17 protein-coding genes and 1 tRNA gene are annotated in these 23,897 nt (G+C 43.2%); 11 read left to right on the top strand and 7 right to left on the bottom strand.

Translation table 11 applies throughout. The annotated features are described in order from the left end of the window. Nucleotides 1-33 precede the first annotated feature (33 nt). The 7 genes from M886_RS07390 to M886_RS07355 all read left to right on the top strand — a co-directional run bounded on the left by M886_RS07390 (nt 34) and on the right by M886_RS07355 (nt 6,957). A complete protein-coding gene (locus M886_RS07390) occupies nt 34-1,779 on the top strand; it encodes an ABC transporter ATP-binding protein (protein WP_048036332.1) in 1,746 nt (581 codons plus the stop codon). Nucleotides 1,780-1,887: 108 nt separating this feature from the next. Continuing rightward, entirely contained in the window at nt 1,888-2,781 is an 894-nt protein-coding gene (locus M886_RS07385) for an energy-coupling factor transporter transmembrane component T family protein (RefSeq protein WP_048038986.1), read from the top strand. Beyond that, nucleotides 2,778-3,545 (top strand): ABC transporter ATP-binding protein, encoded by a 768-nt coding sequence (locus tag M886_RS07380; protein WP_011033926.1) that lies wholly within the window; start codon nt 2,778-2,780, stop codon nt 3,543-3,545. Before M886_RS07385 ends, M886_RS07380 begins: the two co-directional genes overlap by 4 nt. Continuing rightward, on the top strand, nt 3,545-4,270 hold the full coding sequence (locus tag M886_RS07375) for an ABC transporter permease (RefSeq protein WP_015412247.1): 726 nt from the start codon (nt 3,545-3,547) through the stop codon (nt 4,268-4,270). Before M886_RS07380 ends, M886_RS07375 begins: the two co-directional genes overlap by 1 nt. 555 nt (nt 4,271-4,825) lie before the next feature. Beyond that, a complete protein-coding gene (locus tag M886_RS07365) occupies nt 4,826-5,614 on the top strand; it encodes a hypothetical protein (protein WP_015412246.1) in 789 nt (262 codons plus the stop codon). A gap of 187 nt (nt 5,615-5,801) precedes the next feature. After that, entirely contained in the window at nt 5,802-6,638 is an 837-nt protein-coding gene (locus tag M886_RS07360) for a DUF7490 domain-containing protein (protein WP_137726716.1), read from the top strand. Between the two features lies 1 nt (nt 6,639). Continuing rightward, nucleotides 6,640-6,957 (top strand): hypothetical protein, encoded by a 318-nt coding sequence (locus M886_RS07355; protein WP_054868591.1) that lies wholly within the window; start codon nt 6,640-6,642, stop codon nt 6,955-6,957. 479 nt (nt 6,958-7,436) lie between these two features. Here the strand turns inward: M886_RS07355 and M886_RS07345 are convergent, their stop codons facing one another. From M886_RS07345 to M886_RS07320, 6 genes are all read right to left on the bottom strand, one after another. Further along, nucleotides 7,437-8,441, bottom strand: a complete 1,005-nt coding sequence (locus M886_RS07345) for a phosphate signaling complex PhoU family protein (protein ID WP_080503050.1) — start codon at nt 8,439-8,441, stop codon at nt 7,437-7,439. 352 nt (nt 8,442-8,793) lie between these two features. Continuing rightward, nucleotides 8,794-9,261 (bottom strand): hemerythrin domain-containing protein, encoded by a 468-nt coding sequence (locus tag M886_RS07340; protein WP_011033917.1) that lies wholly within the window; start codon nt 9,259-9,261, stop codon nt 8,794-8,796. Between the two features lie 206 nt (nt 9,262-9,467). Further along, on the bottom strand, nt 9,468-9,914 hold the full coding sequence (locus M886_RS07335) for a hemerythrin domain-containing protein (RefSeq protein ID WP_011033916.1): 447 nt from the start codon (nt 9,912-9,914) through the stop codon (nt 9,468-9,470). A gap of 565 nt (nt 9,915-10,479) precedes the next feature. Continuing rightward, nucleotides 10,480-15,255: a PKD domain-containing protein gene (locus M886_RS07330; protein WP_048050956.1), complete on the bottom strand. Its 4,776-nt coding sequence runs from the start codon at nt 15,253-15,255 to the stop codon at nt 10,480-10,482. A 323-nt stretch (nt 15,256-15,578) separates the two neighbouring features. Continuing rightward, nucleotides 15,579-17,351: an alkyl sulfatase dimerization domain-containing protein gene (locus M886_RS07325; RefSeq protein WP_230624990.1), complete on the bottom strand. Its 1,773-nt coding sequence runs from the start codon at nt 17,349-17,351 to the stop codon at nt 15,579-15,581. A gap of 467 nt (nt 17,352-17,818) precedes the next feature. Further along, nucleotides 17,819-17,928: transfer RNA gene (locus tag M886_RS07320), tRNA-Met, on the bottom strand. Between the two features lie 801 nt (nt 17,929-18,729). On the opposite strand from M886_RS07320, the gene M886_RS07315 reads away from it, so the two are divergent. From M886_RS07315 to M886_RS07300, 4 genes are all read left to right on the top strand, one after another. Beyond that, nucleotides 18,730-19,113: a molybdopterin dinucleotide binding domain-containing protein gene (locus M886_RS07315; RefSeq protein ID WP_011033913.1), complete on the top strand. Its 384-nt coding sequence runs from the start codon at nt 18,730-18,732 to the stop codon at nt 19,111-19,113. A gap of 74 nt (nt 19,114-19,187) precedes the next feature. Beyond that, nucleotides 19,188-20,492, top strand: coding sequence for a formylmethanofuran dehydrogenase subunit B (locus M886_RS07310; RefSeq protein WP_048038984.1), 1,305 nt, complete (start codon nt 19,188-19,190; stop codon nt 20,490-20,492). 1 nt (nt 20,493) lies between these two features. Next, nucleotides 20,494-22,212 carry a formylmethanofuran dehydrogenase subunit A gene (locus M886_RS07305; protein WP_048050955.1) on the top strand — a complete coding sequence of 573 codons (1,719 nt, stop codon included), beginning with the start codon at nt 20,494-20,496 and terminating at the stop codon, nt 22,210-22,212. Beyond that, the gene (locus M886_RS07300; RefSeq protein ID WP_048050954.1) at nt 22,213-22,971 is read left to right on the top strand and encodes a formylmethanofuran dehydrogenase subunit C; all 759 of its coding nucleotides are present in this window, start codon (nt 22,213-22,215) and stop codon (nt 22,969-22,971) included. A 288-nt stretch (nt 22,972-23,259) separates the two neighbouring features. Here M886_RS07300 and M886_RS07295 read toward each other — a convergent pair whose 3' ends face one another. After that, nucleotides 23,260-23,838, bottom strand: coding sequence for a hypothetical protein (locus M886_RS07295; RefSeq protein ID WP_015412237.1), 579 nt, complete (start codon nt 23,836-23,838; stop codon nt 23,260-23,262). Nucleotides 23,839-23,897: the final 59 nt, after the last annotated feature.

Here is a 23,897-nt window from a genome sequence, read left to right as displayed (position 1 = left end):
CAGAATAGGGCTGTGAAGTGAGAGGATGGTACAGTGAGTCAGAACAGGGGCAGTACAATAATAGAGATCAGGGACCTGTGGTACACTTATCCGGGGAGAATGGAACCGACTTTAAAAGGAATCGACCTGAAAATAAAAGAGGGGGAATTCGTCCTCCTTACAGGACCTACAGGCTGCGGAAAGAGTACTTTACTGAAAACACTTAACGGCATAATTCCCCATGAATCAGAAGGAATATTTTCAGGCAGCATAAAGATCTCCGGAATAGAGACCGTAGATTCAGGGCAGATGGAGCTTTCAAAAAAAGCAGGACTTGTATTCCAGAGCCCGGACGACCAGATATTTTCTACAACTGTTGAAGATGAAGTAGCCTTTGGGCCTGAAAACCTATGCATGAAAAGGGAAGAGATTGATAAAAAAGTAGACGACGCTCTCAAGATGGTGGGGATGTCAGGGCACAGGCTGGACTCCACGAATTCTCTTTCCGGGGGGCAGAAACAGAGGGTCTGCATTGCCAGCATGCTTGCGATGATGCCTGAAATCCTTGCAATGGACGAGCCCGTAAGCCAGATGGATCCTGCAGGGACACAGGAGATCCTGAATACGGTAAGAGAACTCAACAGGAAGCAGAATATAACCATTCTGCTGGTTGAGCACAGGCTTCACGAAATTGCGCCTTTTGCGGACAGGGTCGTCATAATGGACAGCGGGAAAATTATCCTTGACCAGCCCGCCTCAAAAGCTTTTGAAAATCTTGAGGTCTTCCACAGGCTTGGGCTTCGGGTTCCCGAACCTGTTGAACTCTGCCATACTCTGGGGATAAAGGCAAGCCCCTTCAGTGCAGAGGAAACGTTTCCATTATTGAACACCGGAAATTTTAAAGAAAAAATCGGGGACTATCCAGCAAGCCCTGGCAGGAAAGAAAAAACCAGTTCTCCGGGCTGGTCCGCAGAGAATAACGAACCTCTGGTTTCAGTCCGGGACCTGTGGTCTGGATACGATAAAAGCCGGATGGTTCTTAAAGGCATAAATCTGGAAATCCATAGAGGTGAAAGGGTTGCAGTTATGGGCACAAATGGTTCGGGGAAATCAACCCTGCTTCTGAACCTTGCAGCCATGCTCAGGCCGTATAAAGGAAGTGTAAAGATCTTCGGGGAGGATACAAAAACAAAAAATCCGTATTCTTTTGCGGGCAGAATAGGCTTTGTATTCCAGAACCCTGACCTTATGCTCTTCTGCGATTCGACGGAAGAGGAGGCAAAGTTCGGGCCTGCCAGGTTAAAATTAGATAACATAGAAGAAAGGGCGAAAATTTCCCTTGAAGCCATGTCGATCCTGAACCTCAGAAAGGACCTCCCCCAGTCCCTGAGCAGAGGACAGAGATTGAGGACAGCTGTCGCCTCCATACTTTCTATAGATCCCATTCTTGTCCTCCTTGATGAACCCACGACAGGGCAGGACAGGGTGAATATAGAGCAGATGATGGACTATTTCAAAACTAGAGGTTCCACGCTTGTGTTCTGTACCCATGATATTGAGATTGCGATGCTCTATGCCACCAGAATTCTTGTGATGAATGAAGGGCAGATTATAGCAGATGGAAGGGGAAGAGATGTCATAAAGGATATCGACATCCTGAGAAAAGCATCCCTTACCCAGCCTCCAGTTGTTGAAATTGCCAGCTATCTCGGAATTGACGCCTTTTCGATTACAGAACTTGTGGATGGTCTGATCCACAGAAATCCCGAAATCCGAATTGCTGAAGGGATAAAATGCTGAACTGGCAGAATTCTGAAATTAGAGTTTTGAAATTGAAATTCTGAAATGAAGAATATTTAACCCGCGAAAACTCCGAGTGCCAGTACAGCAGGTAGCGGAAGTGTTAATATGATAAGCGCAAGATCAATTGCAGAACCAGCAATAAAGGACACGATCATTCACAGGATGGACCCCAGGACAAAGATCCTGGTCCTGATCTCCACAGTTTTTATAGCAGTAAGCCTGGACAATCCCGATACCATGTTTTTGCTGTTCCTGGTCGTACTTTCCGGGTTCGCATTTGCAAAGATGCCTGCAATAAAGCTCAAAACCCTCGCCTTTTTGCTCATACTTTTGATCTGGGGGACCATCTATTCTCAGGCACTGTTTTATTCCCAGCTTCCTAGAACTGTGATTTTCACCATAATCAGTCCTGGGTTTCCGGTTCTGGGCTGGCTGACAAATGGGGGGCTGTTCGTTTATGTGGAAGGGCTCCAGCACGGTGCAATTCAGGGCTTGAGGTCAGCTTCAATCCTGTCCCTGGGATTATTAATGTGCTGGACCACGGATTCTAGAGATATGTTAAACGGACTTGTCGGGCTCAGGGTCCCTTACAGCGTGGCTTTCATGGTAGTAACGGCCGTCAGGTTCCTGCCAATAATTATTACCGAAGTAGCAACCGTAATAACAGTCCAGCGGCTCAGGGGTTTCAATCCTAAAAGGTTCGGGTCAGGGATCATAAAGACATCACTTAATATACTGACACCAACCCTGTCAAACTGTGTGAGGAGGACCGGAATACTTGCGGTATCCATCCAGAGCAGGGCTTTCCGGGCAAATTCGGACAGGACATACCTCAAAAAACTGGAATTTTCTGACTTTGATAAGGCAGTGGTTGCTATCTGTATTTTTGCTGCCATAAGTATTGTGATTATAAAGCTTCTTTACAGCATGTATACAGGTGGAATTTATTACACTTCAGGTTTAAGACCTGTTTATGCAATCGCCAGGGGATACCTGTGATAGAAATAAGAAAATTATCCAGATCTTTCGGGAACCTGCGTGCTGTTGATGAACTCGACCTTGATGTGGAAAACGAGATATTCGGGCTTCTTGGACCAAACGGGGCAGGTAAAAGCACAACTGTGATGATGCTCACAACCTTGCTGAGACCGAGCAGCGGCACTGCAAAAGTCTGTGGCTATGATATTGTAAAGGACTCAAAGAAAGTGAGATCAAAGATAAGCTACGTCCCCCAGGACATGGCAGTGGACAGAAAGCTCACAGGCAGGGAAAATGTGATGCTTTATGCAAAACTCTATGGGATCCAGAACAGGAATTCAAAGGTAGACGAGGTGATTGAAATGATGGGGCTTTCGGACCGGGCAGGCGACCTTGTAGCAAAGTACTCGGGAGGAATGAGGCGGCGCCTTGAACTCTCCCAGGCGCTTGTGCATGAGCCCGAAGTGCTTTTCCTCGACGAGCCCACTCTCGGACTGGACGTGAGCGGCAGAAAAAAGATCTGGGAACATATCAGGATGCTTAAAGCCGAAGGAATGACTATTTTCATGACCACACACTACCTTGAAGAGGCAGAAAAATACTGCAACCGTGTTGCCATTATCGATAAAGGCAGGATAGCAGCTGTCGGCTCACCTGAAAAACTTGTGAATTCAATTGGAAAAAATGCCTCGCTCAATGACGTTTTCCTTGAAAAAGTAAAAACCCCTGAAGAACAGGCAGGGTTTAACTCGGCCCAGTTCAGGAACCTTCTGAGGAGGAGATGATGAGAGCTGTATTCTATTATTTTGAAAGAGATCTTGTAAAATGGCTCAGGGGCAGAGTAACTGTCGTTTCTTCGCTTGTAATGCCCGCAGCCTGGCTGGTATTTGTCGGGCTTGCCCTGCCCACAAAATTCACTGATAATTACCTTGAATTTATCACCCCGGGAATCCTCGTTATGACAACCCTCTTTTCCTCCCTGCAGGGAGGGTCTCTCATGATTTTTGATAAAATACTGGGCTTTTTGAATAAATTCCTCGCAATGCCTTCCCCGCGAGAAAGCATGCTGTACGGAAAAATCCTCTTCATCAGCGTAAGAGGGCTGCTGCAGGCTACCGTGATTCTCGTTATAGCCACACTCCTGGGAGTAAGGGGACTGAACCCGATAAACATTGTTCTGATATATCTTACGCTGTTCCTGTTTTCGGTTTTTTTCTCTGCCCTCTCAACCATGATAGGGCTGCATCTTGGTGACCATGACAGCTATGCAGCCGTAAACAGCATGATAAGCATGCCTCTGTTTTTCACGAGTACTGCACTGATGCCCTATGACGTAATGCCAGAATGGTTGAGGGCAGTCGCAAGGCTCAATCCGGTTAGCTATGCGATAGACAGTACAAGGTTACTTTTCGAGGGATCCATCCCTGTCTATGGAATCCTTGGGCTCGCAGCAGGAGCCGGAATCATGCTTATCATCGGAACGTATCAGTTCCGAAAGGCAGTTGTGTGAAAAAAAATTAATTGAAAGACATCCAGCTTGGCTGTCAGATATAATCAGGCAAGAAATTGAAACCGTTTTATCCGGGATGGAGAATCTCTCCTCCATCAGGCCGAAGCTATTGTGAAAGCAAAACATATTTTCGTGCAGACCTGTCTCACCCGTGCAGGAGTGGTTATAACTGCATTATCTTGATCGTCACAGCCGGCGAAGAAAAGAGGTCTTCCCTAAAATATGAAAGAGGGATTTGCTCGGAAAAAGCCAAAGTGCAAAGCTAAATAATTCAATTTTCCATACAATAAGAATAGTTTAATTTTATAAATAAAAATTATGTAAAAATATATGCTTGAAAATTCAGAATAATTCTTTTTTGACTATAGATAGTAAAGATTATATTTACATACGTCTATTTTATAGACAGAAAAGACTGCTACGTAAATCTTCAATTTACCGGGCATATTCAGATTTTGAATTTCATTTTTAGGCAAAGGAATGTTAGACTCTTCCTGTGTTTGCCCAATAGTTACAGGACAATACCCGGATATAAGATTTGAGGAGGATACAAACATGAAGAAGCTGCTGTCTTTGCTGCTACTTATTTCAGTAATTATTATATCTGGCTGTGCATCGACGATAAAGGCAAACTCACCGGTCAGTCCGGAAGAACTGGTTGTGAGCATCGAACCCCTGGTAATGAAAGAGTTTAATGAACAGGATGTTTCCGTAAAGGTGTTAAATAATAATAGCACCCAGAAAATTGACTCGGTGTCTGTAAGTTCTTTTGATCCGTTTACTATTGTGGGTTCGAGTCCACAGATTAACATTCCTGCGGAAAGCAAGGCTGCTTTAAGTTTCAGGGTTATGGCTCCCTCTTTTGAGAAGAACACTTCGATGCTAACAGTGTCTTACGCTTCTGGTACTGATGAAAAAGAACAGCCCATAATCAGGACGAAAGTTGTTCCTGTCCAGATGGTTGTCCTTCCTGATGCAAAACTTCAGTTTGTCGGCTTTGCAGAAAGCATGGACAATCTGCGCAAATCTCCGCCGGTTTCTGCCTGGGAAACAAAGAAAGGGGAGAATATAACGGTGAAATTCTCTGTAAAGAACCAGGGGCAATCAACCATAGCCGGGGATTCCATGTATGTGGTAGTAGACATAGAAAACAAGATGATAGGGAACAGCTCGACTGTCAATATCACTGAAGCAATGGCAAAAGGTGGAACTTCCTATACAAGGGGTATGGAACTTCCTGTCCAGAAAGATGCTCCCAACGGGGAAACCAATGTGTACGTAAATCTGATGAAAGGGGATTACCTGCTTGACTCCCAGACCCTTGTACTTAAAGTAAAACTATAATCCGGATCTGGTCCTCATGAGATTCAGGCAACGAATAAAACCCGGAAAACCCCCTCTTTTATTACCTTATGGATTTTTAATCAGCATTTTGCTGATTATAATCTTCTCTTCCGGCTGTTTTGGGAGTTTAGAGCATCGAGATGTTTTCAGGGAATATGAGGAGGTTTTTCTTCAGAATATAGATGTAATGGCCACTCCGCAGGAAGAGAATGCCTTACTGACAGTTACCCCTTATATCCGCAATGACCAGGACACTGACAGTTCCATGCTCTCTGTCAAAGTCAAAATTATTGATGAGGAAACCCATCTGATAGCAGCAGAAAAAGATGCGGACATGGGTTACGTTAAAGCCCGATCTCTTATTTATAATGCCGTGCCTCTGGGGACTGTAAACCCGGGGAATTATCAGGTGGAAGTCCAGCTTTTCAGGGAAGGGGAAATCCTTGATTCGGGAAGTGAGCACATCACCATCAGGGTAGATACCTCTGTTGATCAGCCGGCTGATATCCTGCTTACAGATATGAACCTTGTAATTACCCAGTTCACTGACAGGGACGCAAAGGCTGTGGTGGATATTTCCCCCGGAGTTTATAACCAGGGTGGAGATTCCAGACCTCTGACCATGCTGGTCACTGCAAAAAAGGATGAATACACTTCATACACCGAAAGCGACGAACTCGGGATTGTAAAAGGTTCAGGCCAGCTCAGAGGACATGTGCGCTTCGTGCTTCCCAGAAGGGCAGAATATACATTCGCGGTTACTGTGGAAGAGAATGGAAGGGAAATTATCACTTCCGAAATAACAGGGCCAGTAAAAATGGATAAGATAGAGCGGAATGCTGTCAAAAATTACCCTCTTGTTGAAGAAGGCACACCCATTGAACTCCCAGCAGAAGAAACTCCCGATTCCGAAGGTTCAACTCCGGGTTTTGAGAGCCTGTTCATGTTTATAGCCTTCCTTCTGGCTGCAGGCATCATAATTAACAGGGGACCTGATAACAAAAAGAATGAAAAAGAGGAGTAATATGACTGAAAACGAACTCAACCCTCACAATGAAGAAAAAGGAACAGATAACCGTTCTGTGGGAATCCAGAAGCCTGAAAAAGACAATAGAACGGAAAATAATGACTCTTCGTTTAAAAAACTGGTAAATTCAGCCATACTGATTGTCCTTCTGGCCTTTGTCTTTATTGCACTGTTTTCTTTTTTCTTCAATATGCGGGAGGCAATAATTGCTCTTTTCAATCCAAAATACCAGGCGCTCGTGCAGGCCATCTTCAGTTTACTGGTTGTGATTATAGGGATTTACATTATCCGGTTGCTCCTTCCAAACAAACATTAATCGCCCTTTTGAGGGAGCTAAATCCCTTTTTGAGACGAAGCAATAAAAGTATTTGAAAGAAAATCAGGTAAAAATAGGGAGTAAAAAATAGAGAGGAGAAAAATGGAGAGTAAAAAATAGAGAGGAGAAAAATGAAGAGTAAAAAATATAAGGTAGAAAAATAGAGAGTAAGAAAATATAAGGTAGAAGAGAGTAAGAAAATATAAGGTAGAAAAAGAAATAAAAAAATATAAGGTAGAAAAAGAAATAAAAAAATATAAGGTAGAAAAAGAAATAAAAAAATATAAGGTAGAAAAAGAAATAAAAAAATATAAGGTAGAAAAAGAAATAAAAAAATATAAGGTAGAAAAAGAAATAAAAAAATATAAGGTAGAAAAAGAAATAAAAAAATATAAGGTAGAAAAAGAAATAAAAAAGACAGAGCAAAAAAAGGACAGAGCAGAACCTTTTGGTTCGGATCTGTTTTTAGATCTGAGAAATTAGATCTGTTTTATATTCATATTAATTGCTACTTCTGCGATATCGGCACTGTATTCGGCTACCCTGCGCAGGCTTTCAAGAACCATGCTGAGCTCAATGCTGCCTTCGCCTTCGTCGCCTCTGGACTCGAGGGAAACGCCAAACTGGGAAACTTTTTTGGCTTCAACAACTATTTTGTTTATAGCCTGGAGGTCCTCCTCCTGCATGGAATCTATGGAACTCTCAAACACTTTCCTTGAGAGGTCAGCCATCTTGAAAATAGGGTCATCACTGCTGATCCCGGAATCCATTTTAAGGACATTTCTGGCGATCCTTACAGCATGGTCTCCCACACGCTCAATGCTCTTGGTAATAAGCCTGTACCCGAGACATTCTCGCGGGTGCCTGATTCCTATCTTTTCCGAGAGCTCTATGTCCTCAATCGAGGCTTTGAGCTGGCGGACGGCTAATAAGTAGAAGCGGTCCACATCGTCGTCTCTCTGGATTACGTCTTCGGCAATTTCCACATTATGGTCCCGAAGGGCGGTCATGGAATCCTCAAGCATTGAAAGGACGAGCCCGTACATGTTTTTGATTACACGGTTAAGAGGCAGGTCATTGTAGTTCAGGAGGCACTGGAAAACAAGTTCGTTCCTGGACTCTTCCACAAGCTCGAGACCTATGAGTTTCTGGCGCACGGAGTCCTTTATAAACTTGCGGTCATAGGCACTGAAACCTTTTTTTGTGGTCAGCCTGATTACATCGTAACCTACAAGGTAATGTGAAATAAGGATCCTTAAGTTGTTTTCTGCACTATCGGAATGAAGATAGTCTATAGTTGCCTTAAGGACGGAATGATCTTTAGAAATTGCACTTGAGGAAACAAGCAGTGTTTTGTTAGGCATGGGAGTGAGAGTAAGGGTATCTCCGGCTTCAAGCCCTATATCCCGGACCCATTTTATGGGGAGAGACACAATATAAGTAGAATTTCCTGTAAACTGGACTTTTCTTTTATCCTTGGTAATAAATAGGCCCCCTTAGAGAGAGTAATGAATATTACAAAATCTATATAGACGATATTGATATATAAAGGTATCCTGAAAGTAGCTGATGAGAAAAGAAATAACCTATGATTTTACCATCTAAGTATAGTATATAGGGTTAAGGGCGAATTAAGAAAAAACATAGAATTAATTAAGATTTTACATACAATTTGTGTATAAAAATAGGTTTATAAAAAATAAATTTTTTCTCAGGCGATCAGCTGAAAGCTGAAAAAGTTTTCTAAAAATATGGAAAAAAGAGTAAAAACAAAGAAAGCAAATTAACGGAAAAAAGCAAATTAACGGAAAATCACACCCCTGGCACAGATTATATTCAACATTTCATTACGCCGGATGTCTCCTCCCCGACCTCTATTTTGTTCATATAGCTCCTTTTGAACTCAACATATTCTTCTGCTATCTTTTCTGCTTCCTGCTGGCTCAGGGTTTTTCGAGCTATATCAAACACCTTACTTTCCTCTTCTTCTATATGGTGATCTATACTCCGTTTAAGTTCACCGAGCTTAACAGCCCATTCTTCATCTCCCTCATCCATGTTCTCCATTTCACAAATCAGGGCTTTTGCCTCATTATGCTCCGCATATGCATGACTGATAAGCTCACGTAATTCTTCTTTCTCTTCAAGCCGCGGATAGAAGAGTTGCTCTTCTCCCATCATATGAGGGTCAGCTTTAAGCTTTACTTTAAAAAAACTCACTTTTGAGCTATCATTCATTGCCTGCTGGAAAAGTTCTGTCATCTGTTTATGTTCTGCTATTAAGAGATCATAAATTGTTTCCATATTTCCCCTCCAGATATAATATATGACGGGATATATTTAAAAGAGCGTGTAAATACCTTATTGGTAAGATGTAGTTTACAAAAATTAGAAATTACCGGATCCAGGAAAAAAGCAAAATGAAGAAAACCGGAAATAGAATAAAGAGAACCGGTTATGTAGAAATCAATCCTGGATACCGGTAGTCTCTTTTCCTATCATTTTCAGTTTTAATGCATACTGGCTGGTGTTTCTTGTTTAAAGCTCTTCTTAAATTCAAGGTACTGCTGAGCAATCTCTTCTGCCTTCTTCTGGCTAATTACTTTTTGAGCTTTCTCGAAAACCTCACCTTCTTCTTCTTCTACGTGGTGATCTACACTTTCTTTCAGTTCCTTGATTTTGGAGGTCCAGTTTTTGTCCCCTTCTTTCATACTTTCCAGTTCGGACATAATGGACCTTGCTTCATCATGCTCTTCCACGGCGTGACTGACAAGCTCACTTAATTCCTCTTTTTTCTCAAGCTCAGAATAAAAGAGTTTCTCTTCCCCTGCCATATGAGGATCCAGTGCTGCTTTTATTTTAAGCAGGGTTTCTCTTGAGTTGTCGCGCAGGACCTGCTGGAAGAGGTCAGAGACCATATTGTGTTCTTTTATCAGTATATCATAAATTGATTCCATAATTCCCCCCCTCTTATTTGAGGTATAACAAAGGTTATTCGGGGGAGTGTATAAATAAGTAACCGGTGCCTCGAAATAATAAAAACAGTAACGGCAGATGGCAGACTCTTAATTTCTTTTTATAGATATTAGTATGAAGATAAAAATGAATATAAAATAGTCATAAGTTTTCGGAAAGGATACATATGCCTCCTCTACAGTCTAAAAATGAACCGTTTTTTCCAGCCGTGTAATCTCACCTTTTTTATAGCATGAATAGTAACCTGAGCTCTCAACCTTTTCACCTGTTTTGTGAGGCTTTAATTCCTTTATCATGTCCTCGAAAATTAAAAAAAGCGCAGAAAACGGCAGATATCCAGAAATAACCAGCTGGAATACATGTTGACAGAATCAGACATAGATAAGAAGCCCGAATTTAAGGCAAAAAATATAGTGAAATTCAGGCCAAACAAGATTATTTACCAGATTATTTGATACTACCAGATTATTTGATACCTCTATGAACATGAGAAAACAGTTAAAAAAGGTCCAAGAAGGAGTCTTGACCTTCCTGCAAAGAGTCCAATTACTCTTCCTCTTTTGTCTGCCTATATACCAGATAGGCTCCGACAATAAATAGAACGAGCAGGATAAAAAACAGAACTCCTGTACTACCTGATTTTTCTGATCCGTTATTTTCTTCTGAACCAGCAGCTTCGGAACCATTTCCTTCTTCAACAAAAATGGATTTTCCGGTATCAGTGCTTTGAGATACCAGAATATCCTCTGCTCCTTTTGAGAGGGTTGAATCGGCACCTTCGTTTTCAACCCCGAAAATACTTTCATCTTCGCCTTTAGTGGAAGAAATAATAGTAGCTGAGCCAGTTCCACTACCTCCTTTATGTGGGGTAGAGACAGATGGCGTGGAGATTTTCTCGGCTGTTACGGAAAAAGGCGAAAATCCCGGAGTTTCTGCACGGAAATAATGGTATTCGGCATCTGAACTGGTTTCCCAGGTATTAAGGGGTTGCCACTCCCCATTTTGATACCTGTTCAGCCGGACAGTACCCTGCACAACTGTTTCCATCCAGGTTCTGTTTACTTTGAAATCGATAAACTTGGAGTCTGAACCTGTCTCATTCATGACCGTATGATTGCTGAAGTGAATGTTTATGTGCTGGAAAACCTCCCCTTCAGGGTTTTTTGTAACTTCAGAAGCTCTATCTTTCAGCACTTCAACAAAGACAGAAACATTTCCTGTTGAAGAAGCGTTGAAAGAGATTGCCAGGATGCTGTTATCGTCCGTATTGTCCGGTTCCTCCGTGAAATTAAAGGATACCGATTCGTTTTCCTCAACTTTCCTGACAGGCAAAACTACAGTGTTATTGATGTTATTTTTACTTTCAGCGGACCTGGTGATAAGGAAATTCCATGTCTGGTTTATGGCAGTGCTTCTGTTTGAAACTCTACCGGTTACGGAATACTTACCCGCAAAGAGACTGCTGTTTTCGACGCTTGTGTAACTGTTTTTGAAATGATCGTTTCTCCATAGAGTTTCCGGAGAAAGGGTAAGAGATGCATAGGCACTGTTTTTCTTATCCCCTTCAGAAGACTCGTTTCCATTTACATACCATGTAAAGTTACAGAGCACATGAGTTGAGATATTGAACTCCTGATCAGGATCTCCCACATGTAATAGTTTCAGGTTTTCAGGGTTATAATCAGCGATAGGGGTAATTGTTATCTCGGATTCGCCTTCAACCGGGATGGCTACCACATTTTCAGCCAAAACGTCCCCTTCAAGCTTAAAGGTCCCAAAGTCCGAATCAAGCGGAGCTTTCAGAACATAAACCAGCTGCCTGCGATCACGTGCTGAATAGTTTTTCCATATCCATTTATTGGAGGTAGAGTTGAATTCCGCACCTGCGTTATCTATGGGAGTGAGGTTCCAGCCAGCAGGGATATCTTCCACTACAGTAAGGTTAGTGAGTTCCCAGGCACTTTCAATGTTAAGGTTTACATTGAACTCTTCGCCTGGATAAACGCTGGTTTTAGACAGATTTCTTTCCGAAATGACCGGGTGAGTGAGGACATTGATGCAGCCTTTGACAACCTCAGTATCATTTCCATAAGCATTGGAAACGTATAGACTCACATTGTAGATACCTGCAGTTTCATAGGTATGGACCGGATTTGCTTCGATGTAGTCTACCCACCCGTCTCCGTCAATATCCCATTCCCACGAAACGGAATTGTAAGACTCATCTAAGAAACTTACAGTCAACGGCGCAGGCCCTCTCGTAACATTTACAGAGAAATTTGCTTCAGGAGGGAAGGGCTGTATTGTAACGTTGATGAAATCCTGGACGGTTTTGTTTACTGTTGTCCCGTTCCCGCCTGCACCAAGAGTAACGGTATAAAGGCCGCGTTCCTCGTAAGTGTGTACAGGATTTCTTTCGTTTGAAACGCTCCCGTCTCCAAAGTCCCATACAACGGATTCGGCATAGCTGGAGTTATCCATAAATTGTACGGTCAGAGGGTAAGGACCGGTGGTCACATTTGCGCCAAAATCAGGAATCGGAGGAAGGATGACATTGATGTAACTTTCAGCGGTTCTTGTTACTGAAGTCCTGTTTCCTGTTGCCGTGAGGGAAACGGTGTACAGACCAGCTTCTGAATAAGTATGAAGAGGGTTCAGGTCAGTTGAAGTGTTTCCGTCTCCAAAATCCCATTCTAAAGATTCAGCATAACTCGAATTATCCGTGAACTGAACTGATAAAGGATAAAGACCTTCGGTGATGTTGGCACTGAAATCCGGAACAGGGGGAACAGTAACATTAATAAAATCGTCAGCGATTTTTGTAACTGAGGTATTGTTTCCTGTTGCTGTAAGAGAAAAAGTATACAGACCAGAGGCTGTAAAAGTATGAACAGGGTTTCTTTGGAAAGAACTGCCCCCATCTCCGAAATCCCATATAACGGATTCGGCATATCTGGAATTATCCGTAAACTGAACGGTTAATGGGAATGTGCCTTCAGTAACGTTCGTGATGAAATCTGGAACAGGAGGGGTAGTAACATTGATGAAATCATCAACGGTTTTAGTTACTGAAGTCCCATTTCCAGTTGCAGTTAAAGAAACACTGTAAAGTCCGGCTTCTGAATAGGTATGGACAGGGTTTCTTTCAGTTGAAGAATCACCGTCGCCAAAGTTCCACTCAACAGATTCAGTATAGCTAGAGTTGTCTGAAAACTGAACTGCCAGAGGGAAAGTGCCCTCAATAATATTGACACTGAAATTGGGGAGAGGAGGAATTGTTACGTTAATAAAGTCATTAACGGTTTTTACAACTGAAGTTCTGTTACCGATTGCTGTAAGGGAAACAGTATAAAGTCCAGATTCCGAATAGGTATGGGCCGGGTTTCTGTCAGTTGAAGAATCACCGTCACCGAAATCCCATTCAACGGATTCAGCGTATTGAGATTCATCAATAAACTGGACTGACAGTGGAACTGTGCCTGCAGTAATATTGGAAGAGAAATCTGGAACTGGAGAAGTTGTAACATTGATATAATTATCGATGGTTTTTGTTACTGAAGTATTATTTCCTGTTGCAATTAGTGAAACACTGTATAGTCCGGCTTCCGAATAAGTATGAACGGGATTCAGTTCATTTGAGGTATTTCCGTCTCCAAAATCCCACTCAACGGATTCGGGGTATTGAGATTCATCAGTGAACTGAACTGTTAAAGGAAATGTGCCTTCAGTAACATTGGCAATAAAACCAGGAACTGGCCGCATTTGGACAAATATGTAATCTTCACGGATAGTTGTATTGGAACTGCCTGCCAAGTTATTCACAGTTAGTGACACGGTGTAATATCCCGGGTCAAAGTATGTGCAGGTACAGTTTTGAAGTTCCGAACTATTTCCGTCTCCGAAATACCAGTTCCAGGATACCGCGTTTTCGGACAGGTCGTAGAACTCTACTGTCAGAGGCTGGACTCCAAGTGTAACATTTGAATTAAAATCTGCTGCAGGAGATGGGACATGAGGAACAATCCATTCGATGCTTGCGCGATTTGATACGATGGTCTCGCCTGCGTTAGTTACAAAACTTGCTTCTATAATATCAGTGCCTGTAGAAGCTCCGGAACAGGTAAAATTAGCCCTTCCGGCTGCATCCGTTATCGAAGTACCGCTCTGGCCTGCATTGGGACCTGAAACTACCGAGAAACTGACCGGTTTTCCTGCAAGAAGATTTCCGTTATCATCCTGTACAAGGGATGAAAGGGTATATTGAGATCCGACAGAAGCGTTTCCTGAAGCAGGAGACAGGAGAATACCCTCGCCTACCATTGCTGTGCTTGATTTCAGGAAAAAGTATGAAAAGAATATATTATCATCGTTAGAAGGATTCTGAGTAAATACTGTGATATTTGAATCCCCACTATTTACGAAGGGTAGAAGGTTGTAAAGTTCGTCATCAGTCCGTGGATTGCTCGGGCCTGCATATGGGTCCAGAGGATTTGCAGTACTATCGTCCAGGCCCCCTACGGTCAAAAGTGCCCCGTTTCCACTGAACCCGTCATCTTCTCCTCCAGCCGAACTTGTAACTCTTACTCCGTTTACGTTAACATTACTGACCTGGCTACCCCCGCTATTCTGGTAACTGAAGGAAATACCAAGCCCCATATCAATAGCAAAGTTAGAATCGTTTTTATCAACAGGATCTGATAGCTTAATACTGAAAGTATCACCAGCAGGGTTCTGCCCTCCAAAAAGCAATATAACGGTATTGTCTTCCTTCTGGTCAGGATCATCAAAAATAACTGCAAGAACTTCTCCATCAGAACTGTAAGGACTTGTTTCTGTGACTGTGAAGTTAACTCTTCCTGCCGGCGCGATATCAACTGCAGGTTTAACAATAGATGTAACATCTGCCCAGTAGTTATAGCAGGCAGTCGAAAAAACAGTATTATTCCAGTAAACGGCACTTCCATTAATCAAAACGCTTCCTTCAGGAATCTGACTACCCCACTCTCCAGCAGCGATAAGATATGCACTTCTTACAGTCGCACCTTCAGGTTTTTCCACCTGAATAATACCACTGCTGTCAGTGCCTAGCCCGTCTACGGAAAGACTTATTTTTCCGGTCTCCGTAACCATCGGCTGTAAAGAAGTACCTGAATCTCCCCTGACAAGTGTGCGGGGAATAGTCATAGTTGAATTATTTTCCAGGACAGTGCCCGGGGTCATTTCATTTTCTGCACATACCAGTAAAGTAAATGAAGAAAGCAAAACAAAAGCTGCAAAGAAAATAGGAATTGCTTTTACAAAGACGTCAAATTTATGTTTCATTTTTCACACCTTAAACTGTTTTTAAGACAACTTCACTGATTAAAGAACAATATTTCCAATAGAGACCCCCACAGAAAGTTTGAAAGTTTAAAAATACTTTAATATAGATATAAATTTTTAAAATTATTTAGTACGTAAGGATATTAGAAATATAATAAAGTTACGATTAAAAAGAAAGCAATAAAAACGGAGAAATTTGAAAAAAGCAGGCACCTTTGACGGAAACAAATCCTGAAATTTGACCAATTCAACGAATTTTAATTCTATGTCCTGTACACATAATTTCAAAGAAAAAAAGTAGGATGTTTAATGGAACACCCTCACTACTCATTAAATAAGGCCATAAATTCATATAATGCCTTTGAATCTGCTCCGGAAATTTTCACCTTTCCGTCGGAAACGGCTTTCTGAGGATCGAGTTTTCCCAGAACCATATTCTTCCAGACCATCGAACTGGTTGTGATGGCGAAATCAGCATCTTCCGGGACCTCTGGCTGAATCTCAACAATGCCCTTGCGGACGTACAGGGCATAGTCAGAAGATTCAGTGTTTTTTATGTCTGTTAGCTGAAGCCCAACAGTAATTTCCTTGTCCAGGCTCCTGGAGGCATCAAGACTGACAGCCATTATCCTGAAGAGAGTATCCATTGGCATATAGGTAACGGCTTTATCTTCCATATTGGCAAAAGCAAGCTTCGGTTTCCCACTTGCCGGATATGCTGCCTGTCCAGTCTCCACAAGATACTCAGATAGGAGGTAGTTGCGTTCCTGAACATTCATGGTGCCTTCAGCCAGGGCGATCATTGATGAATTCTTTATCTCGTGTGCTTCAGAATTCTTAGGATCAAGCAGAAGAACATCGTCAGCAAGTACCAGGGCCCATTCCAGATTGCCTTCTTCGAGGGCATTTCTGGCTTTAACTGTAAGCTCATCAACTCCACCTGCCAGCTCAGCCGCCATTTCGGCTTCTTCTGTGGGAGACTGTGGATACATATCTCTGGATTTGCCGGTGTAGTATCCTCTATACCACCAGAAAATCTCGTATATGTCTCTTTCAACGCTTCCATAATATTCCTGCAAATAAGGATCATTTGCCAGATGAGGTGGCAGCTTAACCACATCTTTAATTTCTCCCGGTGTAAGGCCTCTGTTCATATTCTGAACCGTCTGGTCGTGTACAAACTGAATGGCATCACGATAGCTGGTTAAAGTACGGCTGATATTCTCTTTCCCAACAACGACAGGATTGGGACCATGAAGTGAAACCATATATTCAGCATCAAAGCTGCGATAAAGGTCTATGCTATCGATATAATCCAGCGGGTTTCTCATGACTGCCCCTCTCATGGTGGTAATTGCCGGGAATGCCTCGTAACAGTTGGCGATCTGTACCAGGGTTTTCTTCTCTGGGAGCCAGATGACAAGCACATCACGGGTCTCACCTGGAGCTGAAAAGATATTGAGATCCACTCCTGCGATATTTGTTTCCAGCGTATCATTGACAGTTATTGTAGGCGGCATATAACCTGAAGGTCCCCGGATCTGCTTATAGAAAAGTGCACCACCTGCATACCAGTCAGAATCATTACCATATAAGCCCCCCAGCATCATCATGCCACCTTCGGCTCTGCTGGGAAACAGCTGACCGTACCAATCATAGTACAGGGTATCGTCCAGCAGATCGTGAGCAATAATTTCAGTTTCGTTATCGGCAAAAACAGAAGCCCCGTGGATGTGGCAGTCATGGTGGTGAGTATAGATGACTGCTTTTACAGGCTTCCTGTCAAAGATGTTATTCAATTGCTTATTATATGCTTCTTTGACAACCTCTGCGGCCTGTAAGCTTTCCCCAGGATCAACAATAATAAGCCCGTCTTTACCCTCTATAAGTACAGGATTATCCCTGTTGTAGCCACGTGCAACGTAAACCCCATCAGTAACATTAAGGATCTGAGGTGGTAAGAATTGCGCTGTGAAGTTCTCCAGTTCAGGATTAACTTCTACCTTTTCAGGTTCAAATGCTGTCACTGATGTTGATATGCATATCATACATACAAAGGCAGCAAATAATAGAACCATATATGTACTGAACTTCATATTTTCCACTCCTTTATTTTGGAAAAAACCTATCCATAGCAAGTGTTTCCACATGTCAAGGATATTAAACAAAATATAATTTAATAAGCATATTAATTAACCAGAATTATTAATTCTTAGCAGATTACTGCCCTCATTATGCTTATGTTAAGATATTTATTCAATAATACAAGAAAAGTATAATTTTTTGAATATAACACCAGAGTTAAACATGGATAGTAAACCCGAAGAAAGAAATTTTTGAAAAAAGGCGTAATTCTGGATTTATGAAACCTGAATAATAAGTAGAGGAGAAGAACTTTCAGAAATCTAAAAAGTAAATCCGAAAAAGCAAATAAAGAGTCGAATCCAAGGATAACCACACTCAGTAATTAAACGTTGGCAGGATCTTGAATATTTAGGAAAAAAGATAAAAATTCTCACTTAAGAAAAAATCAGTAAAAATTCTCACTTAAGAAAAAATCAGGTGCCCGGAGCGTGACTCGAACACGCGACCTCCAGATATCTCAGGAGATTAAAGACGCCTCATATAAGGTCCCTATGAGTCTGGCGCCCCAACCGACTAGGCTATCCGGGCTTGCAACACACAAATGTATTAACATATATTAAAGGGTAACGATCGGAAGTGGGGAAAAAGACCATATTAACTTCATTTGTGCGGGAAGTGTATGACAGAATGGAAAAGGTGAGCCTGCCAGTGATCAGAATTCATGAAGAAAATCTCTGAACACGTTATGTTAGGCCTGACATAATATGGTGATATATAATAAAAGGAAATTAAAGAGATATAGTCTGTATAATAAATAAATATATAATTGAGAAGTGATATAATAAACCCTCAGATCGATTTTTAAAAACAGGGAAAACAAAATATGCGCCCATCTGAGACATGATCATTTATATCAAAGATACCGGCTGACAAGAGATATAAATCTGAATAAATATATATAAACCCCATAATTATAACGAATAACCGGAATAGATTCCAGTCAAAGGAAATTTCCGGAAAGCTATATTTTCCCCGCTGCAAACGTCTCCAGGACCCGGAACGTTAGCAGAAGAACCATTTATAAGATACTTTAAAAGAGCCCCGCTTAAACAGATCAGTTCCAGCAGTGCGATATTCTAAACGCCTGCTAAATAATTGCTTTCAAGATTTACCTTAAAATTAAAATCCCGGTTCCCCCGGCTGAGACCCGGAAACTGCAGTTTCTCAGGAAGACCCATGCCTCAGCTTGACTTTCAATTATGACCAGGATACGAATCTCCGGGCCAGAAAGATGTAAGAAATCAAGAATTCGGGATCAATGCTTCAAAAAGTGATCCAACTAATTCGGTATTTTCATTACCTGGATTAAATCCCAGATGAGGAATTTCCATGAAAATAAAAGCAAACCTTATATCCGGAAGGACCGCCGACCAGGGCGCACATCTGGAAGCTAAAACACATAAAGGCTATTTTGATGCCTGTGCATACTGCGAACTGAACTCCGCAGACCTTGAGATGCTTGGAGCCTCCGAAGGGGACAGCCTGAAGGTTACCACTGATTTTGGGGAAGTGGTAGTGTTCGCAAAAGCAAATGAAGGAAACCCTGATGGCCTTGCCTTTATCCCTATGGGCCCCTGGGCAAATGCAGTTCTGGACCCTGATACCCACGGCTGCGGAATGCCAGGGTTCAAAGGCGTCCCTGCTGAGATAGAAGTCACGGATGAAAAGCCCCTGGAAATGAAAGCGCTCATGAGGAAATACCTGGAAGACTGAGTCCAGACCCCCTCAATCGAGTAACTCATGTGTTCATCAGGCCCGGAGAAACCTGAAAATTCGGAGGAAAAAATATGCCAGTAATTAAAGACGCAGTATGCTCCCTCTGCGGATCCCTCTGCGACGATATCACAGTCACTGTAGAAGATAATAAGATTACAAAAATAGAAAATGCCTGCATTCTTGGGCACAGCAAGTTTGTCGGCATGTTCGAGCATGACAGGATAGAAACCCCGATGGTAAGAAAAGATGGGGAGCTTGTGCCTGTATCTTATGAAGAGGCAATCGAAGCTGCCGCAAAAATCCTGGTAAACTCCAGAAGGACACTTTCCTACGGCTGGTGTTCCACTTCGTGTGAAGCAGTCAGCGGAGCAATTCAGCTCGCAGAGGAGACTGGTTCTATAATAGACTCTACGGCAAACGTCTGCCACGGACCGACTGCCCTTGCTGCTCAGGAGAAAGGGTCCCCTTCAGCCTCCCTGGGAGAAATAAAGAACAGGGCAGATGTAATAGTTTTCTGGGGCTGCAACCCTGTGCACGCCCATCCCAGGCACATGTCCCGTTATTCAAGCTTTTCAAAGGGATTCTTCACGGAAAAAGGGCGAAAAGGCAGAAAAATGGTAGTTGTTGATGTCAGAAAGACCGATACTGCAAAAATTGCTGATAAATATGTGGAGATTGAACAGGGTTCAGACCTTCTCCTTGTGACCGCTCTCCGTTCAATTGTAAACGGGCATGAGGATGTTGTCCCGGAAACGGTTGCAGGTGTTCCAAAAGCCGAGGTTCTTGAACTTGCAGAGACCCTGAAGAATGCAAAATTCACCTGTATTTTCTTCGGTATGGGGGTCACCCAGTCCCGCTCAAAGTACAAGAACGGAGATGCAGTGTCCTCTCTGATTTCAGACCTTAACCAGCACACCAAAGCCGTAATGATCGGAATGCGAGGGCACTATAATGTTACCGGTTTCGGACAGGTGGCTACCTGGGAAACCGGCTTCCCCATGGCTATTGACTTTGCCAGAGGCTATCCTTATTACAACCCCGGAGAAACCGGAGCAAATGACCTGCTTGTGCGCGAAGAGCCTGATGCTGCAATTATAGCTGCAGCTGATGCCGGAGCACACTTCCCTCAAAAAGCTGTCAGGCACCTGGCAAGAATTCCCGTAATCCAGATTGACCCCTATGCCAACCCCACAACCGAAATCGCAGATGTGGTGATCCCGGCAGCAGTTGTGGGAATCGAAGCTGAGGGTACGGCTTACCGCATGGATGCAATCTCCCTCCGCATGAAGAAACTGATTGATACAGAGTTCAAGACCGACGAAGAGATCGTAAAAGACCTGACTGCAAAAGTAAGGGAAATGAAGAGAGGTGTATAAGATGTCGGAAATCCTGATTAAAAACGCCAGCGTCTGTGACCCTGCACAGGGAGTTAACTGCGAGGCTATGGACATCTGCATAAGAGACGGAAAGATTGTGGACAGCGTCTCCGGAAGTGCAAAGGTTATTGATGCAGAGGGCAGGCTCACCATGGCAGGGGGCTTTGACGGGCACACACACAGCGCAGGAAAGATCAACGTAGGCCGTTTCATCAACCCAAACGATGCAAGGAAAAACCCTGTTCCCGGGCTTTCTGGCCAGGTAGCACGTACCGAAAAGACAAGAGCTCAGGTAGGGTATAACACTCCAAACACTTACGCAATCGGATACAGGTATGCAAAACTGGGGTACACAACCATCTGTGAAGCTGCAATTCCCCTGCTTGCTGCAAGGCATACCCATGAAGAATTCAAGGAAATCCCTATCCTCGACAAAATGGGGCTGTCACTCTTCGGGAGCAACTGGCAGGTCATGGAGTACATCCGTGACAAGGAGCCTGAAAAACTTGCAGCATACATTGCCTGGGGATTGAAAGCCTCAAGAGGATACGGAGTAAAGATTGTAAACCCCGGAGGAGGAGAAGCCTGGGGCTGGGGAAGAAACGTAAGTGGACTTTATGACCCTGTACCCAACTTTGATGTAACTCCTGCAGAGATCCTTCTGGGGCTTGCAGAAGCTAATGAGCGCCTTCAGCTCCCTCACTCCATACACGTGCACTGCAACAACCTCGGAAAGCCAGGAAACTATGCTACCACCATAGAGACCATGAAGCTTCTGGAAAAGGTTAAGCCCAGCAGGGACAGGCAGGCTCTTCACGTAACCCACGTTCAGTTTAATGCTTATGCAGGGACTTCCTGGAGGGACTTCGAGACAGGAGCCCCAATGGTTGCAGATTACATAAATGGAGCAAACCACCTGACCTTCGACCTGGGACAGGTAATCTTCGGACCCGCAGTTACCATGACCGCAGACGGGCCTGTTGAGTATGCAAACTCAAGAATGCTGCACGAGAAATGGAGCAACCAGGACATTGAACTGGAAGATGCTTCCGGAGTCGTGCCCCTGTTCTACTCGCCAAAAAGCTTTGTGAACGCGGTCCAGTGGGCAATAGGGCTTGAACTCGCCCTGCTTGTAAAAGACCCCTGGAAAGTCATGTTTACAACTGACAGCCCCAACGGTGGGTCTTTTGTCAACTATCCTGAAGCCTTTACCTACCTTATGAGTGCAAAGAGAAGAGAAGAGGTTATCTCGGGATTCTCCAAAATGGCACTTGACAGGATGGTACTGCCCGGAATCGACAGAGAACTTGACTTTTATGAGCTTGCTGTCATGACAAGGAGCACACAGTCAAAGATGTACAGCATGCCTGAGAAAGGAAACCTTAAAGTGGGCTCTGACGCTGACATTGCTATCTATGACATCCTTCCGGGGCAGGTTGACCCCTCGACAGAGTATGCAAAGGTCAAGAAAGCTTTCTCTGCTGCATCATATACCCTGAAGAGCGGAGAGGTCGTTGTAAAGGACGGAGAGATCGAAGAGACCCCGAAAGGAAAGACTTACTGGGTTAACGCAAAGATTCCGGAGAGCATCGATACCGCAATGCAGAAAGATATAGACCGCAAATTCAGAAAGTATTACACTGTGAGCAAATCCAATTACATGGTTGAAGACTCGTATATCCAGAAACCTGTCGAGATCGGCACAGAGGGGGTTTTCTAAATGCAGATTGTAAAACTCTCCCTCAAAAAAGCAAACAAAATTCCAATTGAAGCCGATAACATAAACCCTGACAACTTTGCCGGCAAAAATGCAGAAGAAATTAAGGCTATTCCTGTCTGGTACGGAAACGGGCAGTGCCCTCTCGGAGATTTCTTCAATGTGGAAGTGGAAGGCAAAGACTCCGTAGAAAATACAAAGCTGGTCTTTGAAGGCGATGTTTCCAGAGTAAAGCGCATAGGGCAGAACATGAGTGCCGGAGAAATAGAAATCAACGGCAACGTGGACATGCACTGCGGCTTTGCGATGAAGGGCGGAAAGATCGTAATCAATGGAAATGCTGACAGCTGGCTTGGCTGCGAAATGTCAGGCGGAGAGATAATTCTCAACGGGAATGCCGCCTATTATGTAGGTGCAGGCTACCGCGGAGAGTCCTGCGGCATGCGCGGAGGAAAGATCACTGTTAACGGCAATGCAAAGGACTACCTTGGAGAACACATGTGCGGAGGGGAAATCCTCATAAAAGGCAGTGTGGGGCTCCTTCCTGCAATCTCTAACAACGGCGGAAGAATAGTTATTGAAGGCAACGCAACCATGCCGGCAAGCGAAATGAAGAACGGCACTGTGATCATCAAAGGTGAGGTCTTAGACCTGCTCCCCTCTTACAAAGAAGAAGGTACGGAAGAGGCTGACGGAGTTACATACCGCAAGTTTACAGGTGACGTTAATGTCGGCGGAAAAGGCGTCCTGCTTATAAAATAACGGCTGAGGAAGAGTAAGCCCGTATAAGCAGGGACTTCTGAATAACACCAGAATCTGGTTAAATTTATATTGCGGATAGGAAATTAAAAAACAGCCGCTTCAAAGCATCTTTCGGGTTAATGAAACGGTATAGTTCTTATCCGCTCACTGTTCTTTTTCAAATTGCTTATTTTTTCAAATCTGCCTGCTTTTTCAGTAAATTTTAATCTCTTTTCATGTGAAGTTTGTAATTTCAAAGAGATAAAAGAAAAAAAGGAAAAAAGGAAAAAGTACAGATCTACCGGATAATCAGTATCCTGTTGCTTCTGCCAGCTGCCTTACAGGAGCTTCTTCAGCAGTATTTCCGAAAACTACTATCACATAATTTTCGTTGCTCCAGATATAGGAGTATCTGGGAACGGACTTTCCTCCGGATGTAATGTAGTCAGTAATTTTAACTCCGGAGTGCCCGTTGAAAGAAACCTCCGTAAAACGGGATCCATCGCTTAATGGTGGGAAGGAAGACTTATATGCATCGATGAGATTATTTGCAGCCTCTTCATCCTCAAGCTCGATCGCATCTACATAATAGTCTGTATTATTGGAATCCCTGTAGATTCCTTCAGAGCCTGAAAGGATACCCGTAACGTTTTCAGCTTCATAAGTACTTTTTATCTCATCTGTGGAAAGCGGGATGGTATCAATATACTCAAAGCCTGCTGGAAGGTTTTCAATTGTGCTTACCCCAGCCGCATCATCATCAGAAATTGGGTTTGTTTCCGGGTTGTCTGAATCTGTCCCGTTAACTGCAGGAGAATTATCCACGCAGCCTGAAAACGCGATCATCAAAACCGCAAACACTGATATTAAAGCTATGCTTTTTTTCATAAAATTCACCTTGATCTTAAACCCTGAATAACCAGACGGTTTACAGAATCAGGATTTCA

The sequence above is a fragment of the Methanosarcina soligelidi genome, from assembly GCF_000744315.1.
GTDB classification, from domain to species: domain Archaea; phylum Halobacteriota; class Methanosarcinia; order Methanosarcinales; family Methanosarcinaceae; genus Methanosarcina; species Methanosarcina mazei.
This window is presented reverse-complemented; position numbering and strand designations above follow the sequence as displayed.